The sequence below is a fragment of the Moraxella pluranimalium genome (assembly GCF_002014825.1).
Taxonomy (GTDB): domain Bacteria; phylum Pseudomonadota; class Gammaproteobacteria; order Pseudomonadales; family Moraxellaceae; genus Moraxella; species Moraxella pluranimalium.
Genome location: NZ_MUYU01000035.1, coordinates 1 through 17,771, shown reverse-complemented (window position 1 = coordinate 17,771; position 17,771 = coordinate 1). Strand labels below are relative to the sequence as shown.

General features: G+C 45.6%; 17 protein-coding genes. 13 read left to right on the top strand and 4 right to left on the bottom strand.

Translation table 11 applies throughout. From position 1 onward, the window contains the following. Positions 1-7 precede the first annotated feature (7 nt). Genes recF through dnaA form a run of 3 tightly spaced genes read right to left on the bottom strand, consistent with a single transcriptional unit; the run spans position 8 to position 3,809 of the window. Positions 8-1,210: a DNA replication/repair protein RecF gene (gene recF / locus B0680_RS10145; protein WP_078254980.1), complete on the bottom strand. Its 1,203-nt coding sequence runs from the start codon at positions 1,208-1,210 to the stop codon at positions 8-10. 2 nt (positions 1,211-1,212) lie between these two features. Then, positions 1,213-2,370, bottom strand: a complete 1,158-nt coding sequence (dnaN, locus tag B0680_RS10140; protein WP_078254979.1) for a DNA polymerase III subunit beta — start codon at positions 2,368-2,370, stop codon at positions 1,213-1,215. Positions 2,371-2,411: 41 nt separating this feature from the next. Next, positions 2,412-3,809: a chromosomal replication initiator protein DnaA gene (dnaA, locus tag B0680_RS10135; protein ID WP_078254978.1), complete on the bottom strand. Its 1,398-nt coding sequence runs from the start codon at positions 3,807-3,809 to the stop codon at positions 2,412-2,414. Between the two features lie 690 nt (positions 3,810-4,499). On the opposite strand from dnaA, the gene rpmH reads away from it, so the two are divergent. The 13 genes from rpmH (at position 4,500) to B0680_RS10070 (ending at position 17,294) form a co-directional block, all read left to right on the top strand. Continuing rightward, positions 4,500-4,634, top strand: coding sequence for a 50S ribosomal protein L34 (rpmH, locus tag B0680_RS10130; protein ID WP_003662232.1), 135 nt, complete (start codon positions 4,500-4,502; stop codon positions 4,632-4,634). Positions 4,635-4,767: 133 nt separating this feature from the next. Next, positions 4,768-5,133, top strand: a complete 366-nt coding sequence (gene rnpA, locus B0680_RS10125) for a ribonuclease P protein component (RefSeq protein WP_158078327.1) — start codon at positions 4,768-4,770, stop codon at positions 5,131-5,133. Positions 5,134-5,154: 21 nt separating this feature from the next. Next, on the top strand, positions 5,155-5,490 hold the full coding sequence (gene yidD, locus B0680_RS10120) for a membrane protein insertion efficiency factor YidD (protein ID WP_078254976.1): 336 nt from the start codon (positions 5,155-5,157) through the stop codon (positions 5,488-5,490). A gap of 156 nt (positions 5,491-5,646) precedes the next feature. Continuing rightward, positions 5,647-7,275, top strand: a complete 1,629-nt coding sequence (gene yidC, locus B0680_RS10115; RefSeq protein ID WP_078254975.1) for a membrane protein insertase YidC — start codon at positions 5,647-5,649, stop codon at positions 7,273-7,275. Positions 7,276-7,406: 131 nt separating this feature from the next. Further along, positions 7,407-8,816, top strand: a complete 1,410-nt coding sequence (gene mnmE, locus B0680_RS10110) for a tRNA uridine-5-carboxymethylaminomethyl(34) synthesis GTPase MnmE (protein ID WP_078255020.1) — start codon at positions 7,407-7,409, stop codon at positions 8,814-8,816. Between the two features lie 100 nt (positions 8,817-8,916). After that, positions 8,917-9,396 carry a transcriptional regulator NrdR gene (gene nrdR, locus B0680_RS10105; protein ID WP_078254974.1) on the top strand — a complete coding sequence of 160 codons (480 nt, stop codon included), beginning with the start codon at positions 8,917-8,919 and terminating at the stop codon, positions 9,394-9,396. Beyond that, a complete protein-coding gene (ribD, locus tag B0680_RS10100) occupies positions 9,396-10,442 on the top strand; it encodes a bifunctional diaminohydroxyphosphoribosylaminopyrimidine deaminase/5-amino-6-(5-phosphoribosylamino)uracil reductase RibD (protein ID WP_078254973.1) in 1,047 nt (348 codons plus the stop codon). The genes nrdR and ribD overlap by 1 nt, the downstream gene beginning before the upstream one ends. A gap of 297 nt (positions 10,443-10,739) precedes the next feature. After that, positions 10,740-11,411: a riboflavin synthase gene (locus B0680_RS10095; RefSeq protein WP_078254972.1), complete on the top strand. Its 672-nt coding sequence runs from the start codon at positions 10,740-10,742 to the stop codon at positions 11,409-11,411. A 136-nt stretch (positions 11,412-11,547) separates the two neighbouring features. Continuing rightward, the gene (gene fmt / locus B0680_RS10090; RefSeq protein ID WP_078254971.1) at positions 11,548-12,561 is read left to right on the top strand and encodes a methionyl-tRNA formyltransferase; all 1,014 of its coding nucleotides are present in this window, start codon (positions 11,548-11,550) and stop codon (positions 12,559-12,561) included. Next, positions 12,554-13,909, top strand: coding sequence for a 16S rRNA (cytosine(967)-C(5))-methyltransferase RsmB (rsmB, locus tag B0680_RS10085; RefSeq protein WP_078254970.1), 1,356 nt, complete (start codon positions 12,554-12,556; stop codon positions 13,907-13,909). The genes fmt and rsmB overlap by 8 nt, the downstream gene beginning before the upstream one ends. Positions 13,910-14,041: 132 nt before the next feature. Continuing rightward, on the top strand, positions 14,042-15,457 hold the full coding sequence (gene thrC, locus B0680_RS10080; RefSeq protein ID WP_078254969.1) for a threonine synthase: 1,416 nt from the start codon (positions 14,042-14,044) through the stop codon (positions 15,455-15,457). Positions 15,458-15,463: 6 nt separating this feature from the next. After that, the gene (gene dprA, locus B0680_RS10075; protein WP_078254968.1) at positions 15,464-16,684 is read left to right on the top strand and encodes a DNA-processing protein DprA; all 1,221 of its coding nucleotides are present in this window, start codon (positions 15,464-15,466) and stop codon (positions 16,682-16,684) included. Next, positions 16,671-17,294: an L-threonylcarbamoyladenylate synthase gene (locus B0680_RS10070; protein WP_078254967.1), complete on the top strand. Its 624-nt coding sequence runs from the start codon at positions 16,671-16,673 to the stop codon at positions 17,292-17,294. The genes dprA and B0680_RS10070 overlap by 14 nt, the downstream gene beginning before the upstream one ends. Positions 17,295-17,335: 41 nt before the next feature. On the opposite strand, the gene B0680_RS10065 is transcribed toward B0680_RS10070, so the two are convergent. Next, positions 17,336-17,581 (bottom strand): GlsB/YeaQ/YmgE family stress response membrane protein, encoded by a 246-nt coding sequence (locus tag B0680_RS10065; protein ID WP_078254966.1) that lies wholly within the window; start codon positions 17,579-17,581, stop codon positions 17,336-17,338. Positions 17,582-17,771 lie beyond the last annotated feature (190 nt).

The window sequence follows — 17,771 nt, the reverse complement described above, 5'->3', positions numbered from 1 at the left end:
CACAGGCTTATTGTGCATAAATTTCTGCAAACTCACCTTGTTTCACATGAAACATTTTATAACTGGTGGCAGTTTGAGAATTAGGCAGGTCACTTGACTGCTCAAGCGTCTGTAGATGCATCAGGATTTGACTATGGATATCAGCGTTGAGCGTACTGATGATACTTTGGCAAGGCAAAGATAGCACAGTATCAAGCAAGATATTGGTGGCGGCATCATCAAGCTCGGCATCGATATCATCAATCAGCACCACAGGTGGGTGGGTGATGGCGGATTTGCCTTGACTAAGTAGGGTGCAAATCAAGCTTAATTGTGATAGGCGCAAGGCGGTGATGAGAAGTTTTTTTTCGCCACGAGATAGGATGTGTGTGGCTTGTTCACGCAGTTTTTGCCCGTCATCATTGGTGGTTTTGAGTATCACGCCGACATCAGCACGATGCGCACCGATGCGAGTATAGCCAAGCTCAATATCCTGCATCACCCGAGCGGACAGGGTTTGTGATAGTGGCTGAGTGGTATCAAATCCTGCCAAGTATTGCAGGCTGATTTTGTCCGCATAATTTGGTAATAGCTTTGTTACCATCTGAGCGAACACCACTTGCCATTCATCAAACATCGACACACGATGCTCGTGCAGCGCCTGCGCATAGTGCGATAACTGCACATCCCACGCTGTCAGCTCATTGATGCGATGCTGGATATTAGGGTACTTAAGTAGGCTGTTGCGCTGCTTAAGCAGTCGCTGATACTGTAGCCACTGATGATAAAATTCAGGTTTCACGTGAAACGCAAGCCAATCGAGCAGTTGCCGACGGCTGCCGCTACCTTCATCAAGTAGGCTCATGCTACTTGGGTCAATCAGCACCGTCGGCAGATGAAAGCTGAGCACACTTTGGCTTTGGGCGGTTTGTTCATTAAATTTTAATAAAGTATCAGATTTACCTGTGCCATCCAGCTGTTTTTGGATGGCAAGGGTACACTGCTCTTGAAAATTGGTGCTTGCCCAGATGGTGCACGCTTGCTGGTGATGACTGATATAGCGCTTGGGCTCATGATGGCGAAAGCTTTTGCCCCGAGACAGCAAAAACACCGCTTCTAACAGCGATGTCTTGCCACTGCCATTATCCCCAAAAATCAAATTGCACTTAGCAAATGATAGTGAAGCTTGGCTTAAATTTCTCAAATGATGAATGTGGATGCGGTCAATCACAACTACACACGCATTGGCATCACGACATATTGATGCAGCTCATCACCGATTTGATAAATCAGCACCGGCGAGCTTGGCTGATTCATCTCAAGGCGGATTTGCCCATCGAGCACATTAAGCACCGCTCGTAGGTAGGATTCGTTAAATGATAGCTCGATTGGCTCACCGCTAAAATTCACCGCAAGCACTTCTTCGGCGTCACCGTGATTTTTGTTGTGCACACCCACTTGGCAGACATCTTGAGCAGCAAATCCTAGCATCACACCGGGCACTTCTTTGCTATTGAGCACCGAAATACGACGCAGTACATCCACCGCTTCTTCTTTATCAAAGCTTGCAATCTTATCATTATTGGTCGGTAGCACTCGGCGATAGTCAGGGAATTTGCCTTCAATCAAGCGAGCTGATAGGCTGACATCCAGCTGCGCTTGACTCTCTTCGTCGGTCAAGGTCAGCGCCACTTGCAAAAATTCTTCATCAAAGCCCAATCCGACCAAATTGGCATCATCTGTGGTCTTGGCAAGCTCAAGCAATAGACGCTCAAGCTCGGCTACTGCCTTACCCGGGATAATCACTTGGCTTGTGGCGTAGCTGTCAGACAATAAGCGGTGCGCAACCGCCAAGCGATGACCATCGGTGGCAACTGCGGTGAGCTTGCTTTCGTTGATTTCAAACAGCATACCGGTGAGATAATGACGCACATCTTGGGTCGCCATTGCAAAGCGGGTATGATGGATGAGACTGGTTAAATCGCCTTGGCTGATTTTGACGACGCTGGACGGCACAGCTGTGCCGATACTTGGAAAATCCTGCGCAGGTAGGGTGCTTAGCGTATATTTACCCTTGCCACTGGTAATCAGACAGCGGTTAGTGCCTTCTGGCGCATCGACCACCACCATATCTTCGGACAGTGATTTACAGATGTTAAAGAACATCTCAGCAGGCAATGTCGTCGCCCCTGCTTGCACACACGCCCCCGCCGGAATAGCAAAACGGGTGGTGAGCTCCAGCTCCAAATCCGATGCCGTCAAGGTCAAAAACCCTTCTTCGAGCACCAATTTGATATTGCCCAAAATCACAAAACGATGGCGCTTATCCGCTGCCTTGACCACCAAATTAATCGCCTTGATGAGCAGCTCTCGGTTAATGGATAATTTCATAAAAACTCACTGTTCTTTATTATGATTTGCCAATACAGGCATTACACATATTCTAACATCATCTTGAGCGAGTGGTAATCTTTTTCGACACTCGGATCGGTTAATTTTAACTCTTCGATTTTTTCGCAAGCGTGCATCACGGTCGTATGATCACGACCACCAAAGACCTGACCAATCTCAGGAAAGCTATCACGGGTCAGCTCTCGGATGAGTGCCATCGCCATTTGTCGTGGGCGAGCGATGTTGCGAGCACGTTTTTTACCCATCATGTCTTTGGGTGAAATTTGATAAAATTCCGCCACCAAATCACGAATACCTTCGGCATTGATTGCTCGAGCACGTGCCTGCACCTGATCTTTGATGGCATCTCGAACCAGCGCCATCGTCACCGGCTCATTGCGTAGCACATCAGCAGACAGCTGAACTCGCTTCAATGCCCCTTCTAGCCCACGCACATCGGGCGGCAAATTTTGCGCCATAAAAATCGCACAATCACGTGGCAACTCAAGATTTAGGATGCTTGCTTTTTTCTCAAGGATCTGCACACGCATCTCCATATCAGGCGGCTCAATCGCAAGTAGCAATCCCCCTGATAGGCGAGAAATATTGCGATCGCCAAAGCTTAGCATCTGCGACGGCGGTCGATCTGATGCTAGCACCACCTGCTTGGCATTACCCTTAGAAAATTCATCAAACAAATTCATCAAAATTTGCGTGACTTTGGGGCTTTGTTTGCCATCAAACATATGCACATCATCAAGTATCAAAAAATCCGCCTTGCAGACATTTTTGACAAATTGATCAATCTTGCTATCTCGAAACGCTTCAAGCACCGTCTTATAAAAATGCTCTTTGGTAAAATAACAATAGCGCTTATTATATTTTTGATAACGATGCGCCATAGCGTGCATCAGATGCGTCTTGCCAAGCCCTGATGAACCATAAATAAAAATCGGGCCGTAGTGATGTTTATTGTCTTTTTTGGATAATTCATTGCACGCATTGTACGCCAACGCATTTGATTTACCCTTGACAAATCCATCAAAAGTAAAAGCCGCTTCAACCGGCAAACCTTCGCCAACCGCACCTGCGGTTTTGATCTTTTGTGCCGTACTTTTTTGCGCCACTGCCTTTGGGCTTGGTGTGGTGCTCACCACCATCTCAACACGCACATCCTGCACCAATGCCGGATCATAAGCAATCGCCAATGCCTTGATTTGTGCCAAATACTGCTCTTTGACGTGCTTTACCCAAACCATATTAGGCGTCAGCAGGGTCAACACGCCATCATTGAGCTCGGCGGTCAATGGCGTAATCCATTGGCGATAATCCTTTTCTTGCAACAAAAACTGCAATTCAGACAAGCAGTGTTGCCACACCCGATCAGCGTCGGGATGTGCTGGCTCATGGTGCCCCAACTCATCTTCAAACAAATTCATGACATTTCCTGCTCAAATCACGGCATAACAAACTTGCAATTTTCCCAATTTTTAAACTAATTAGAAAATAACAAATCATATATTATTTATTTTAAAAATCAAAAACTAGGGGCAATAACCCCAATTTCCAACTTGGACAAATACTACCACATTTCGACCAAATTTCAAGCATTATTTTTTGTGGATAACTTTATGGAAAAAGCTGTGGATAACTCAAAATACTAAGTTTTCCACATTTTACAAACAGTTTATAAACATATTTTTCCACAGAATAACTTACTGTTTTTTCTATAAAAATTTTAGTTATCAACAGAAAATATGTTTGCTTATTATCATTATATTTATCTTTTTATATAATAAACAGGGAAACTCAAAATCTGTGGATAACTTTTCAAAAAGTCTTGATTTGCAATCTTTTCGCATTATAACAAGTGGTCGAATTGCTGTGCAAGAGATGATTTTACAGCACCCAAATTTAGCCAAAAATTCAGCATATCTACTATCGACTAAAATTTATTTATCTCCATGATTGATTTTTGGATTAAAATTTGCTACAATCAAAAAGATTTTCGTCATTTTTGTGCGAAAACCATTAACTAGTTAATTGAAAATTGGTCGTTTGGTGGCTTTGGCTACTGACGACAACCCAAGTCATTACAGTCTTGTAATGCCGACATCTTAAGGTGAATTATGAAACGTACATTTCAACCAAGCGTTCTAAAACGCAAGCGTACTCACGGCTTCCGTGCTCGTATGGCTACCAAAAAAGGCCGCCAAGTTTTGGCTCGTCGCCGCGCTAAAGGTCGTCATCGTTTGACTGTGTAATTACACATCGGATGCAAATAAGCACCTGACACATTGTCGGTGCTTTTTTTTGCCCATTTTTCACCCAAAAGTGCCATCATCTCATCAAAGCCGTGCTACAATGAGCCATTTACCCAGTACTTATGGATGCCAAATGACAGTTAGTGATGTTTGTTTCCAAAAAAAAGACCGTTTATTAACACCTGCGCAGTTCCAAGCGGTGTTTGATGCACCAATCAAAAAAATTCACGGCGAGCATTTGTTATTATTCATCGCTCAAGGTGAAACTCTGCCAAGGCTTGGGCTTGCTATCACCAAAAAAAAGCTGAAAAACGCCACCGACCGCAATCGACTCAAGCGTCTGACGCGCGAACAGTTTCGATTGAATAAATCTGGGCTTGCTGATGTGGATTTGGTATTGATTGTCAAAAAACGCTATGACAAAACATATGACATCGGTGCCGAGCTCGCTGTTATGTTTAGTAAACTTAAAAAGATGTATCCAAGCAAACCAAGTTGATTGTTGGTGAATTGATTAGATATGATAAAAAATTTCCTGCTAGCTGTCATTCGGCTATATCAGCGATATCTGAGCCCTATGATAGCGCCCAGATGTCGCTATTATCCGACTTGTTCAAGCTATGGTCGGCAGGCGATTTTGTGGCATGGCGCTTATCGGGGACTGCTACTGACCATACGCCGTGTGGCCAGCTGTCATCCATGGGGTGGCTCTGGGGTAGATTTTGTGCCGTTGCCGTTGTATCGCTGGCGGTATCAACCTGCTAATATCAGGTGGATGGCGCAGGTGCGTGGGGTGTATGTGGACCGTCTATTTTATGGTTCACGGCTGAATATCTATCTACAAAAGCATGCTTAGCGGATGAAATTACCCAAAAAATCAAGGTCTTGGCAATAAAATCTAGGATTTTGACTGCTTTTTTAGTACAATAAAGGGTTTGTTTAAGGAATTCATGGTTTTGACCTATAAACCGCTGGGTTTGTGGTGTCTTTGGCATATTTAGGATTTATCTCTATGCAAAAAATTCTTCGGATTTTGATCATCGTGGCGATGCTAATCACCTCGTATTTGTTGGTGCTTGCTTGGCGTGATGATTATGCAGGACAGCCTGCGACACAGCCTGTGGCAACGCAGACCAGTGGTAGTGATGTGGTTGCTGCGCAAACTGGCGATGTGCCAGCAGTGGCAGGTGCGACCCCAACCGCCCAAAGTGCTGATGGCAAGCTAATCAGCGTCTCAACGGATCGCTATGATATCAAGATTGATACCAATGGCGGTGATATCGTCTATGCAGCGCTCAAGCAATACCCCGCAACCAAAGGTAGCGATCAGCCATTTGTCCTACTCGAAAGCGACAGCGCTCGCACCTATGTCGCCCAAACGATGGTGGTGGGTGATGGTGTGGATACGCCAAATGGTCGTGCCAAATATAGCGCTGCCCAAGACAGCTATCAGATGACGGGTGATACGCTGGTTGTCCCGCTGACTTACGAAAATAACGGCATCAGTGTCACCAAGACTTATACCTTTACCAAAGATCAATACCCGATTGCGGTTAAGCATACCATCGCCAATACTTCATCTAATAATTGGGCAGGTGAGCTACACACTCAGCTTAAGCGTGACAACAGCGCTGACCCAGGCTTGTCTGACAAAGGCATGATGGGCATGGCGACCTATTTGGGTGGTGCTTGGGGTACGCCTGATGAGCCGTATAATAAGCTAAAATTTAGCAACTTTAATGATGGTGAGCTCAATGTCACAAGCGACAAAGGCTGGGTGGGCGTTGTGCAGCATTACTTTGTTTCTGCTTGGACGCCAAAAAATTACAGCGCCACTTTCTTTAGTCGCAGTACGGCAAACGAAAACTACATCGGCTATAAGACGCCAGTCACTGTTGCAAGCGGTAAGCAAATCGAGCTAGACAGCACCTTGTACGCTGGCCCAAAAGTCCAAAAAGAGCTTGCGCCTGTGGCTGAAGGCTTGAATAAGACGGTGGATTATGGTCTGCTTTGGCCAATCTCAAAAGTGCTATTTACCATCTTGGACAATATCCATAAATTCATCGGTAACTGGGGATGGTCAATCGTGGTCTTGACCTTGATTATCAAAATCGCCCTGTTTTGGCTATCAAACAAAAGCTATGTATCAATGGCGAAAATGCGTGCCATCGCACCAAAACTACAAGCACTCAAGGATAAGCACGGCGATGACCGTATGGCGATGAGCCAAGAGATGATGCAGCTGTATCGTGACGAAAAAGTCAATCCGATGGCGGGCTGTTTGCCGATTTTGATTCAGATGCCGATTTTCCTAGGTTTGTACTGGATGCTTGTTGAGTCGGTGGAACTTCGTCATGCACCGTGGATTGGCTGGATTACCGACCTATCTGCGATGGACCCATGGTTTATTTTGCCGATTTTTATGGGTGTGACTATGTTTGTGCAGCAGCTGCTAAACCCACAACCAACCGACCCAATGCAGGCAAAAATGATGAAAATTTTGCCAGTGGTATTTGCGGTGTTTATGCTGTGGTTCCCGGCAGGCCTTGTGCTGTACTGGACGGTGAATAACCTGTTTAGCATGACGCATCAGCACATTGTGAATAAGCGTGTCGAAAAACAAATGCAAGCGCGTGGCTGATATTTAGTAGCCATCCATCCCGCAAAGTGATGCTTTGCGGGATTTTTTTTATGGGAATTTAGTTGTAAAATTTCCCCTTATAATCATAAAAGTGATAAAATAAAAGGTTAACTTTGGCATCGGTATTTGATATGACAAGCAAACAATTAGAACAACAGCCGACCATCGCCGCCATCGCTACGCCCATTGGACAAGGGGGTGTGGGGGTGATTCGCCTATCGGGCAAGAGTGCTTACAAGATTGGTTGTGCCATCACTCGCCGTGAGCATCTGACGCCCAGATATGCACATTTTGGCGGTTTTTTTGGTGCTGACGGCATCATTGATGAAGGGGTGGTGATTTATTTTCAAGCGCCGCACTCATTCACTGGCGAAGATGTGGTCGAGCTACAGGGGCATGGTGGTATGGTGCTCCAAAACCTATTGCTCGACCGCTTGTTTGAGCTTGGCGCAAGGCAGGCTACCGCAGGTGAGTTTTCACTGCGTGCTTTTGAAAATGATAAGATTGACTTGGTGCAAGCCGAAGCCATCAGTGATGCCATCGCTGCTACTTCAGTTGCCCAAGCAAGCAGCGCCATCCGTTCATTGACTGGTGAATTTTCTAACAAAATCAATGGCTTGGTAGATGATTTGACACATCTAAGATTGTATGTAGAAGCGGCAATCGACTTCCCCGACGAAGAAGATGTGGATTTTTTGAGCGATGGCGTGATTGAAACTCGACTCAATCAGGTGCTATCAGGTATTGATGAGATTTTGGCGACCGCCAAGCAAGGTCAGCTACTCAGAGATGGCGTTCATGTTGTGCTTGCTGGCAAGCCCAATGCCGGCAAATCAAGCCTGCTCAACCGCCTAGCAGGTACAGATCGTGCCATCGTGACAGATATTGCAGGTACGACCCGAGATACGCTCGAAGAAACCCTTGTGCTTGGTGGCTTGACCGTGCATCTGACCGACACGGCAGGACTGCGTGATACCACAGATAAAGTGGAACAAATCGGTATCGCTCGTGCTCGTGATGCGATTAATAAAGCCGATGTGCTGTTGATGGTCTATGATGTTAGCCGTGAGACAGACCCGATTGCACTTGCCAAAGAGCTGTTTTCGGTGGGTGTGGATGGTGATATTCAAGCGATTTTGGACCAAAAATTGATTATGGTTGCCAATAAATGCGACCTACTAGCAGATAATCAAACTGTTTCACATGGAACAAGCAATCAACAATGCCAACAGCCGAGCCATGCCTATGTTTCATGTGAAACAAAACAAGGCATCGATGAGCTGATACAGGTGCTTGGCGATAAAGTTGGTTTTCATCCACCAGAAAATAGCCTAATCGCACGCACCAGACACATCGATGCGCTCAAGCGTGCTCGCCAATACGCCCAAGAAGCGCATGAGCAACTGGTGTATTATCGTGCAGGCGAATTGGTTGCCGAAAGCCTAAGACTGTCTCAGCAAGCATTGGGTGAGATTACAGGACAAGTCAGTGCTGATGAGCTTTTGGGTAAGATTTTCTCCAGTTTTTGTATTGGTAAATAGTCATTTTGTGAAGAATATTGTATCAATTAAAATGATAGAAAATTTTTCCAAATTTGATTTTGATTAATAAATTTTAAATTATCAACCATAAGGATGGATCATGCATTGCCCATTTTGCAATGATGAAGATACCAAAGTTGTCGATTCACGCTTAGCTGCTCAAGGGGCGCAGGTTCGCCGTCGCCGTCAGTGCACTTCTTGCGGTGAGCGATTTGTAACTTTTGAGATTTATGAAGTGGTGATGCCACGCATCATCAAATCCAGCGGGCGTATTGAGCCGTATGACCAAGCCAAGCTTCGCCGTTCAATCGCCCTACCGCTACAAAAACGCCCAATCAGCGCCGATGCTGTTGAAGCGAGCATTAGCCGTATTGAGCAGGCACTGCGTAAGACGGGCGAGCGAGAAGTGAGCAGTAAGCAGCTTGGCGAGATTGTCATGGGTGAGCTCAAGGCGCTTGATGATGTGGCGTATGTACGCTTTGCAAGTGTCTATCGTGATTTTCAGGATATTGGGCAATTTCAGGCGGAGCTTGATAAGATTAATCTGCCAAAAACCACTAACACATCGGAAGGTGCATGATGTCAAATACCACTTTCACGCACGAAGATGTGTACTACATGAGCCTTGCGATTGCTGAGGCAAAAAAAGGCGAGTTCACCACCCGCCCCAATCCTGCGGTGGGATGCGTGATTGTCAAAGATGGCAAAATAATCGGTACAGGCTTTCACCCGAAGGCAGGTCAGCCGCACGCTGAAGTGTTTGCACTCAGAGCGGCGAGTGCCCATGGTACACAGGGAGCGACAGCTTATGTGACGCTTGAGCCATGTAGCCACACGGGTCGCACACCGCCGTGTGCCGATGCGCTGATTGGCTCAGGCGTGTCAAGGGTGGTTGTGGCAGGGCTTGACCCCAATCCAAAAGTTGCAGGCAATGGCATCAAAAAACTGCAAGAAGTAGGAATTGATGTGGCGGTCGGCGTGTGTGCCGATGAGGCAAGACAGCTGAATTTGGGCTTTTTAAAAGCGATGCAAACAGGTAAGCCCTATGTCAGACTCAAGGTCGCCGCAAGCCTTGATGGACGCACGGCGATGGCAAATGGCGAATCCAAGTGGATTACAGGTGCGCCCGCTCGAGAAGATGTGCAAAGACTGCGAGCCAAAAGCGCTGCAATCATCACAGGCTCAGGTACGATCATGGCTGATAATCCAGCGCTGAATGTGCGTAGTGCGCAGCTTGGCGTGCCATCGGAGATGATACCGCAGCCAAAGATCGTCGTCATTGATCGTCGTGGTAGAATCGATGTCAATGATGAATATCAAGTACTCAGGTATCCTGATACCTTGCTGTGGCAAGGGGGATTGGAGCAGCTACTTGATGAGCTTGTGCAAGTGCATCAGTGCTATGATGTGCTTGTTGAGGCAGGTGCGACGCTCTCGGGTGCGTTTATCCAAGCTGATCTTGTTGATGAGCTGATTGTCTATCAAGCGCCGTGTATTTTGGGTACAAGTACCAAGCCGATGTTTGATATCACTATCGATCAACTATCGTTACAGCACCGCTATCGGCTAAATGAAGTTTGTCAAATCGGCAATGACATCCGCCAAGTTTATACAAGAATTGTTTGATAATTGAATAAATCATTGCTTATCAATAAAAACTTATCCACAGGCTTTAAAATGGCGAAATATCGTCCAATTGACAGAAAAAATGTTTCATGTGAAACTGTGGATAACTTCAATATTTTGATGATATAATCCTTGTATTTATTATATAAGATATTGATTTTTAATGATAAATTTGAAAATCAATCTAAGATTGAATAACAAAAAATACCTTGTGGATAACTCAATCCATTGACTTTACCTTGTAAAGACAAGCTTTGCCACCATAAAAGTTATCCACAGAATAATATAGAGATTATTATGTTTACAGGAATTATAGAAACAACCGGTACACTCAAAGCCATCAACCCTGTCGGCGGTGATGTTGAGTTAGTCATCCATGCACCCGACTTAGACTTTGGTGATGTCAAGCTTGGTGACTCAATTGCATCTAATGGCATCTGCCTGACGGTGGTGTCAATTGGTGATAAGAGCTATTCGGTGGATGTATCACGGGAAACGCTGAGCAAAACTGCGCTCAAAAATTGGCGTGCAGGCGATACGCTTAATCTTGAAAAAGCCATGCTGCCAACCACTCGATTTGGCGGACATATTGTCGCAGGTCATGTCGATGGCGTGGGTGTGGTACGACATCTGAGCAAAGACGCCCGCTCGATTTATATCGAAATCGAAATTCCAAGTGAGCTGATGCGTTACACGGCGGATAAGGGCTCTATCACGGTTGATGGTATCAGTTTGACAACCAACGCCATCAAGCCTGAGCGAAATTTGGTGTGCCTAAACATCATCCCACATACCGCTGAGAGAACCAATATTGCTCGTCACTGGTCGGTGGGTGCTTTGGTAAATATCGAAGTGGATTTGGTGGCACGCTATTTGGAGCGATTGCTATTATCACGCACACAAGACAAGACTGAGCCTGTGAGCAATATTACCGAAGAGCTACTAATCAAAAGCGGATTTGCTTTATGATTTTTAATCAGATATTGATAATTTTACAATCATGAAATTTGAATTTTTAATAATGATTTGTTATTAATACTGATTAAATGTTGATACTTATATAAAATTTAACTATTAAGTTATATCTAACAAAAATTGGTGATTGATGAATACATTGAATAAATCAGCAAATAAACTGCGTGTGATTTTTGCAGGTACGCCTGAGTTTGCTGCGGTTAGTCTAAGACATCTTATCAAGCAGCAAGATGTGCTAAATATTGAGATTGTCGCTGTCTATACACAGCCAGATCGCAAATCGGGTCGTGGTCAAAAAGTCACAGCGTCAGCGGTCAAACAAGTGGCGATTGAGCATGGCATCGCTGTTGAGCAGCCTGTCAGTTTTAGCTTGAAGCATGAAGATGGTCAGGTTTCACGTGAAACTTTGGCATCTTATCAGCCTGATGTGATGGTGGTGGTAGCTTATGGGTTGATTTTGCCATTAGGTGTGCTCAATACCCCACAGTTTGGCTGTCTGAACATTCATGGTTCGCTATTACCAAGATGGCGTGGTGCAGCACCGATTCACCGTGCGATTTTGGCGGGTGATAGCACCACAGGCATCACCATCATGCAGATGGCACAAGGGCTGGATACGGGCGATATGCTGTACAAGCTAGAATGTCCGATAACTGATACGGACACCACCCAAAGTCTGCATGATAAGCTTGCCGTGCTTGGTGGCGAAGCTGTTGCAACCGTACTTGCAGATTTGCCCATATATCAAGCAAATGCGGTGGCTCAGGATGAATCGCTTGCCAATTATGCCGAAAAAGTCCATAGCAAAGATGGGCAAATTGATTGGCAAAACGATGCCGTCAGTATCCAAAGACAAATCCGTGCACTACCTGCTTATACACATCTGCATGGCGAACGAATTAAGGTGACCAGCGCCCTACCTATCAAGCTTGATCAAGTGACTAGCGAGCCTGTGGGTCAAGTCATCAGTGTGGGCAAAAATGCTATTTTGGTTTCATGTGGAACAGATAGTGCAGGCGTACAGCATTTGATTAACATCACTTCGGTGCAGTGGCCGGGTGGTAAGCCATTGACTGCTGAGCAGATTGCTAATTCAAATAAGCTAAATGATGGCGATATTTTTGAGATGATTTTTGATGAGTGAAATTTTTAAAAAACTGCACAATAAAAAGCTGTCATCTCGTGCAAAAGTTATTTTTGTTATTGAAGAAATTCTACAAGGTCAGTCGCTTTCTTCTCTGATGGATGTGTTGCTTGAGTCGGTAGATGATGCGGATCGGGGTTTTGCACATCAGCTTTTGCTAGGCACATTGCGCCAATGGTGGGCTTTGACCCGCATTAACGAAAGCTTGATTGAAAAAATGCCTACTGATCAGGGGCTCTTTGTGGCGCTAAATGTTGGCTTATATCAGCTTTTATATATGAATACGCCTGATTATGCGGTGATTAATGATACGGTACAGGCGGTCAAATCGTTGGAAAAGGAGTATGGTGCAGGACTTGTGAATGCGATTTTGCGTAAAGTTGCCAAAGCGAATGCAAAATACGCCAAAAAAGTCAGCAAAAATCACAGCTTACCCAATTGGCTTGCCAAACAGCTCAAGCAAGATTGGGCGGATGTTTATGATGTGCTTGGTTTGGCACTGCGAGAGCCTGCGAGTATTTTTATCCGTATCAATTCGCAAAAATGCTCGGTAGCCGACTATTCGGCATTGCTTACAAAACAAGGCATTGCGCATTCTGTGGTTGAGCTGGGTGCAAGTGGTGCACAGTCGATTCGCCTAGATGCACCGATTAAAGTGGCAGAGCTCCCCCATTTTGCCGATGGCTATATCACCGTGCAGGATTTGCACGCACAGTTGTCTGCTTGGTTGTTGATGGATGATGTGCCTGCGGATGCGGCAGTGCTTGATATGTGCTGCGCCCCTGGTGGCAAGACGACGCATTTGCTTGAGATGTTTCACATGAAACAACTGGTGGCGATTGACAATGATGCCAAGCGCTTACAAAGAGTGCAACAAAATCTTGAGCGATTGGGTTTGGTGGATAAATCTGTACAGGTCATCACGGCGGACGGCACAGCTTGGCAATCGAGCGATGTCGGCATAGATGGCTTTGATGTGATTGTGCTTGATGCACCCTGTACAGCGACGGGCGTGATTCGCAGACATCCTGATATTGCGCTACTTCGCCAAGAAGCGGATGTCGCAAGTACGGTGGCGCTACAAGCCAAGATTTTGGACAATGCTTGGACAAACCTAAAAGCAGGTGGCGTGCTGCTGTATGTCACTTGCTCGCTACTCAAAGCAGAAAACGAAACGCAAATGCTCAACTTCGTGAATCGTCATCCAGATGCCAAAGTATTGCCATTGACCTTGTCGCTTGACAATCAATTTACCCAGCAAATCGGCCATCAGTGCCTACCGCTAAATGCAGGTGGTGGCGATGGCTTTTATTATGCCAAATTACAAAAGGCTGTGATGCCATCTTGATGTTGTATTTTGATAAGGCATCAGCTGATGCGATTTGCCATCAAGATTGAAAATAGATGCTAATTGAGCGATTCATTTTGTCAAAATTGTGTTAAAATTAACAAAACTTATTTAAAAAAATTCGGAGATATTATGCAGTATATCAGCACTCGTGGTCAGACCGCACCGATGCAATTTAGTGATGTGCTTTTGATGGGACTTGCGCCTGATGGTGGTTTGATGTTACCACAAACTTTGCCACAGATTGATGCCGCGACCTTAGATAAATGGCGTACGCTGAGCTATACCGAGCTTGCCTATGAGATTATGTCGCTGTTTGCAACTGATATCCCAAGTGATGATTTGCGTAAGATTATTAATAATACCTACACAGTTGAAGCGTTTGGCACGACTGATATCATCCCTGTGACTAAGCTGACTGATACGCTATCACTACTTGAGCTGTCAAATGGCCCGACGCTTGCTTTTAAAGATGTGGCGATGCGGTTTTTGGGCAATGCGTTTGAGTATGTGCTCAAGCGAAAAGGCGAGCGTTTGACCATCATTGGCGCAACTTCTGGTGATACAGGCAGTGCTGCTGAATACGCCCTGCGTGGCAAAGAAAACATCGAAGTGTTTATGATGTCGCCACATGGCAAGATGAGTGCGTTCCAGCGTGCGCAGATGTACAGCCTAGATGATGCCAATATCCATAACATCGCTGTCGAAGGGATGTTTGATGATTGCCAAGATATCGTCAAAGCTCTGCAAGAAGATGCTGATTTTAAAGCAAAATATAGTCTAGGCACGGTCAATTCAATCAACTGGGGTCGTATCCTTGCGCAGATTGTGTACTACTTTAAAGGGTATTTTGCAGCGACCGAAAACAACGAACAAAAGGTGAGTTTCTGCGTCCCATCGGGTAATTTTGGCAACATTTGTGCAGGTCATATCGCCCGCGAAATGGGCTTACCAATTGACCGCTTGATTGTGGCGACTAACGAAAACGATGTATTAAACGAGTTTTTTAACACGGGCAAATACACCCCACGCACATCAAGCGAGACTTATGTGACATCAAGCCCGTCGATGGATATTTCAAAAGCATCGAACTTTGAGCGTTTTGTCTATCATTTGTTGGGTAATGATGGCGAAAAAGTCGCCCAATTATTCAATGATGTACGCAGTGGCAAAGGATTTGATTTGTCAGATAAACTTAATGATGTACAACAAAAATTTGGCTTTGTTGCAGGCAAATCAACGCACCAAGACCGCCTAACCACCATCAAAGCCATCTATGAGCAGACCAATCGTCTGATTGACCCACATACCGCCGATGGTGTCAAAGTTGCCTTAGAAGTCGCCAAAGCAGGCGAAAAAATCATCGTCGCCGAAACTGCACTACCTGCGAAGTTTGAAGAGACCATGCATGAAGCGGTGGGTGCGATTGAGCTACCACGCCCTGCGCACACGGTGGGATTGGAAGATAAACCGCAGTTTGTGACTGTCGTCGCCAATGATGCACAGGCGGTGGCAAAACTGATTGAAACGCACGTTAGCCCACGCTAATTGACCATGTCCTATCAAGCGCTGACGGATACACAGGCGGTATTGGCACTGTGGTATGTGACCAATACTTCTTTGGTGTCGTATTATAAGCTTGTGGCGCAGTTTGGTGATGCCAAAAGTGCACTGCTGGCAGATATAGCCAGTTGGCAACAGCTTGCCATTCATGCGGCACACCAAAAGCGATGGCAGGATAGTGCTGATGTGATTGCTTTTGTACAAAAGGTGTTTCACGAAGTGGCGCTTGGTAGCTATGCGATGAGCTTTGTGGGTGATGCCAATTACCCAAAGGCATTGGCTGAATTATACGACCCGCCGCCTGTGCTATTTTATCGGGGTAATATTGATAGGCTCAATGATAAGCAAATCGCCATCGTCGGCAGTCGTAATCCAACCGAGCACGCCCAAAAAATCACCTTTGATATGGCACAGTACTTGGTACAGGCAGGGTTTAGTATTACCAGTGGTCTGGCGCAGGGTATTGACCGTCAGGCGCATATGGGGGCGCTCGCACAGATGGTAAATCTCGCCGGTCGCACAGTTGGGGTGATGGGCACGGGCATTGATGTCATTTATCCACGCAATCACAATGCACTATTTGCACAAATCATCCAAGACGGTGGCTGTCTCATCAGTGAGCTGTTGCCATCGACACCGGCAAGCAAGCACACCTTCCCAAGACGCAATCGCTTGGTGGCAGGTCTATCAATGGCGACCATCGTCACCGAGGCGGCGCTACAAAGTGGTTCGCTCATCACTGCACGCTTGGCAGCCGAGCAGGGTAAGCAAGTCTTTGCCGTGCCAAGTCGCATCGACAATGCCAATGCCGAAGGTTGCCATCATCTGATTCGTGAAGGGGCGACGCTTGTGTATCATCCCGACCAGATTATCGAAGATTTGAGCAATCAAAGTGGCGAATTTTTTAATGCCTTGCCAAAAAGTTTTAGCCAAGGTGTATCGGTTTATACTGATATAGAAACTGTACAAAACTTAACCACTAATCAAACCATTTCCAAAAATACCCAGCACAGCCCTGCTCAAACAGCCACGATGAATACTCACATTCCCGAGCATTTGCAAGCCATCTATCAGCTGATGACTGCACCGATGGATATCGATGCATTGGTGATGGCAAGTGGTCAGGGTGTGGGCGAGCTGCTCGCGGCATTGATGGAGCTTGAGATTTTGGGCTTGGTACAGCAAGCGGGCGGTCGTTATGCCAGAGTATAATGTCTATCAAGCGCACGAGCTTGCACAAGTATCGCAATCACTCAAAGCGCACGGCGTACTTGCCTATCCAAGCGAGAGTGTCTGGGGCTTGGGCTGTGATGCCTTTGATAAAGTGGCGCTAGAGCGAATTATCAGCCTAAAATCACGAGATATTGGCAAAGGCTTGATTGTCCTGACTGACACGCACGAAAAACTGCGTCCATTATTTGGTACACTGCCAACTGATGTCAGCCAGCGATATTTACATAAGCTTGCTGTACTTGATGATACAGCGATGATTACAGCAAAGCAGGCGACGACTTGGCTGATTCCTGTACCCAAGCAAGTAAACCTACCTAAGATTTTGACCGGTGAATTTGACACGCTGGCAGTGCGTATCACCCCACATCCTGTGCTCAAGGCACTGTGTCAGCAGCTGACTACGGATGATAATCCTTATGGATTTTTGGTATCGACCAGCTGCAACCCATCGGGTCAATCACCCGCCCAAAGCTTAGCTCAGGCACAGGCTTATTTTGGTCATCAAGTCGCTTATTTAGATACGCAGAGTCTGAATTTTAGCAAACCAAGCCAAATCATCGATTTGCAAACCCATCAAATCATCCGCTGATGTTTCATGTGAAACATGGTGATTTAATGAGTTTGACCAACTTATTTCTTCTTACCAAGCAATAATTCGTAGATGAACAAAATAATCATCGCACCAATGACAGAGAACACCAAATAGCTAAAGCCTTGCTCGGCATTAATGCCAAAGAAATTAGAAATATACGAGCCGACATAAGCGCCAGCAATGCCGAGAATGATGGTCAAAATCCAGCCCATGCTATCAGCACCGGGCTTAATCATACGAGCCAAAAGACCGACAAATGCACCAACAATCAATGTCCAAATCATAATCTATCTCCAAAGTGAATAAAATCAATAAGTTAATTATAAGTGCTAATACTTACTTAAATAGGGTAACTTGGTGGTATAACTGTAATAACAGTACAAGAAACATCACACAAGGCTTACAGAGCATAAATATTTGTAATATCACATCAATTATTAATAAAACAAAAACCCCAACAAAATCAACCCCTTA

Excerpts from the sequence above, each read along its gene's own strand:
- dnaN (WP_078254979.1), bottom strand. The coding sequence starts at position 2,370 with ATGAAATTATCCATTAACCGAGAGCTGCTCATCAAGGCGATTAATTTG.
- dnaA (WP_078254978.1), bottom strand. The coding sequence starts at position 3,809 with ATGAATTTGTTTGAAGATGAGTTGGGGCACCATGAGCCAGCACATCCC.
- rpmH (WP_003662232.1), top strand. The coding sequence starts at position 4,500 with ATGAAACGTACATTTCAACCAAGCGTTCTAAAACGCAAGCGTACTCAC.
- rnpA (WP_158078327.1), top strand. The coding sequence starts at position 4,768 with ATGACAGTTAGTGATGTTTGTTTCCAAAAAAAAGACCGTTTATTAACA.
- yidD (WP_078254976.1), top strand. The coding sequence starts at position 5,155 with ATGATAAAAAATTTCCTGCTAGCTGTCATTCGGCTATATCAGCGATAT.
- yidC (WP_078254975.1), top strand. The coding sequence starts at position 5,647 with ATGCAAAAAATTCTTCGGATTTTGATCATCGTGGCGATGCTAATCACC.
- mnmE (WP_078255020.1), top strand. The coding sequence starts at position 7,407 with ATGACAAGCAAACAATTAGAACAACAGCCGACCATCGCCGCCATCGCT.
- nrdR (WP_078254974.1), top strand. The coding sequence starts at position 8,917 with ATGCATTGCCCATTTTGCAATGATGAAGATACCAAAGTTGTCGATTCA.
- ribD (WP_078254973.1), top strand. The coding sequence starts at position 9,396 with ATGTCAAATACCACTTTCACGCACGAAGATGTGTACTACATGAGCCTT.
- B0680_RS10095 (WP_078254972.1), top strand. The coding sequence starts at position 10,740 with ATGTTTACAGGAATTATAGAAACAACCGGTACACTCAAAGCCATCAAC.
- fmt (WP_078254971.1), top strand. The coding sequence starts at position 11,548 with ATGAATACATTGAATAAATCAGCAAATAAACTGCGTGTGATTTTTGCA.
- rsmB (WP_078254970.1), top strand. The coding sequence starts at position 12,554 with ATGAGTGAAATTTTTAAAAAACTGCACAATAAAAAGCTGTCATCTCGT.
- thrC (WP_078254969.1), top strand. The coding sequence starts at position 14,042 with ATGCAGTATATCAGCACTCGTGGTCAGACCGCACCGATGCAATTTAGT.
- dprA (WP_078254968.1), top strand. The coding sequence starts at position 15,464 with ATGTCCTATCAAGCGCTGACGGATACACAGGCGGTATTGGCACTGTGG.
- B0680_RS10070 (WP_078254967.1), top strand. The coding sequence starts at position 16,671 with ATGCCAGAGTATAATGTCTATCAAGCGCACGAGCTTGCACAAGTATCG.
- B0680_RS10065 (WP_078254966.1), bottom strand. The coding sequence starts at position 17,581 with ATGATTTGGACATTGATTGTTGGTGCATTTGTCGGTCTTTTGGCTCGT.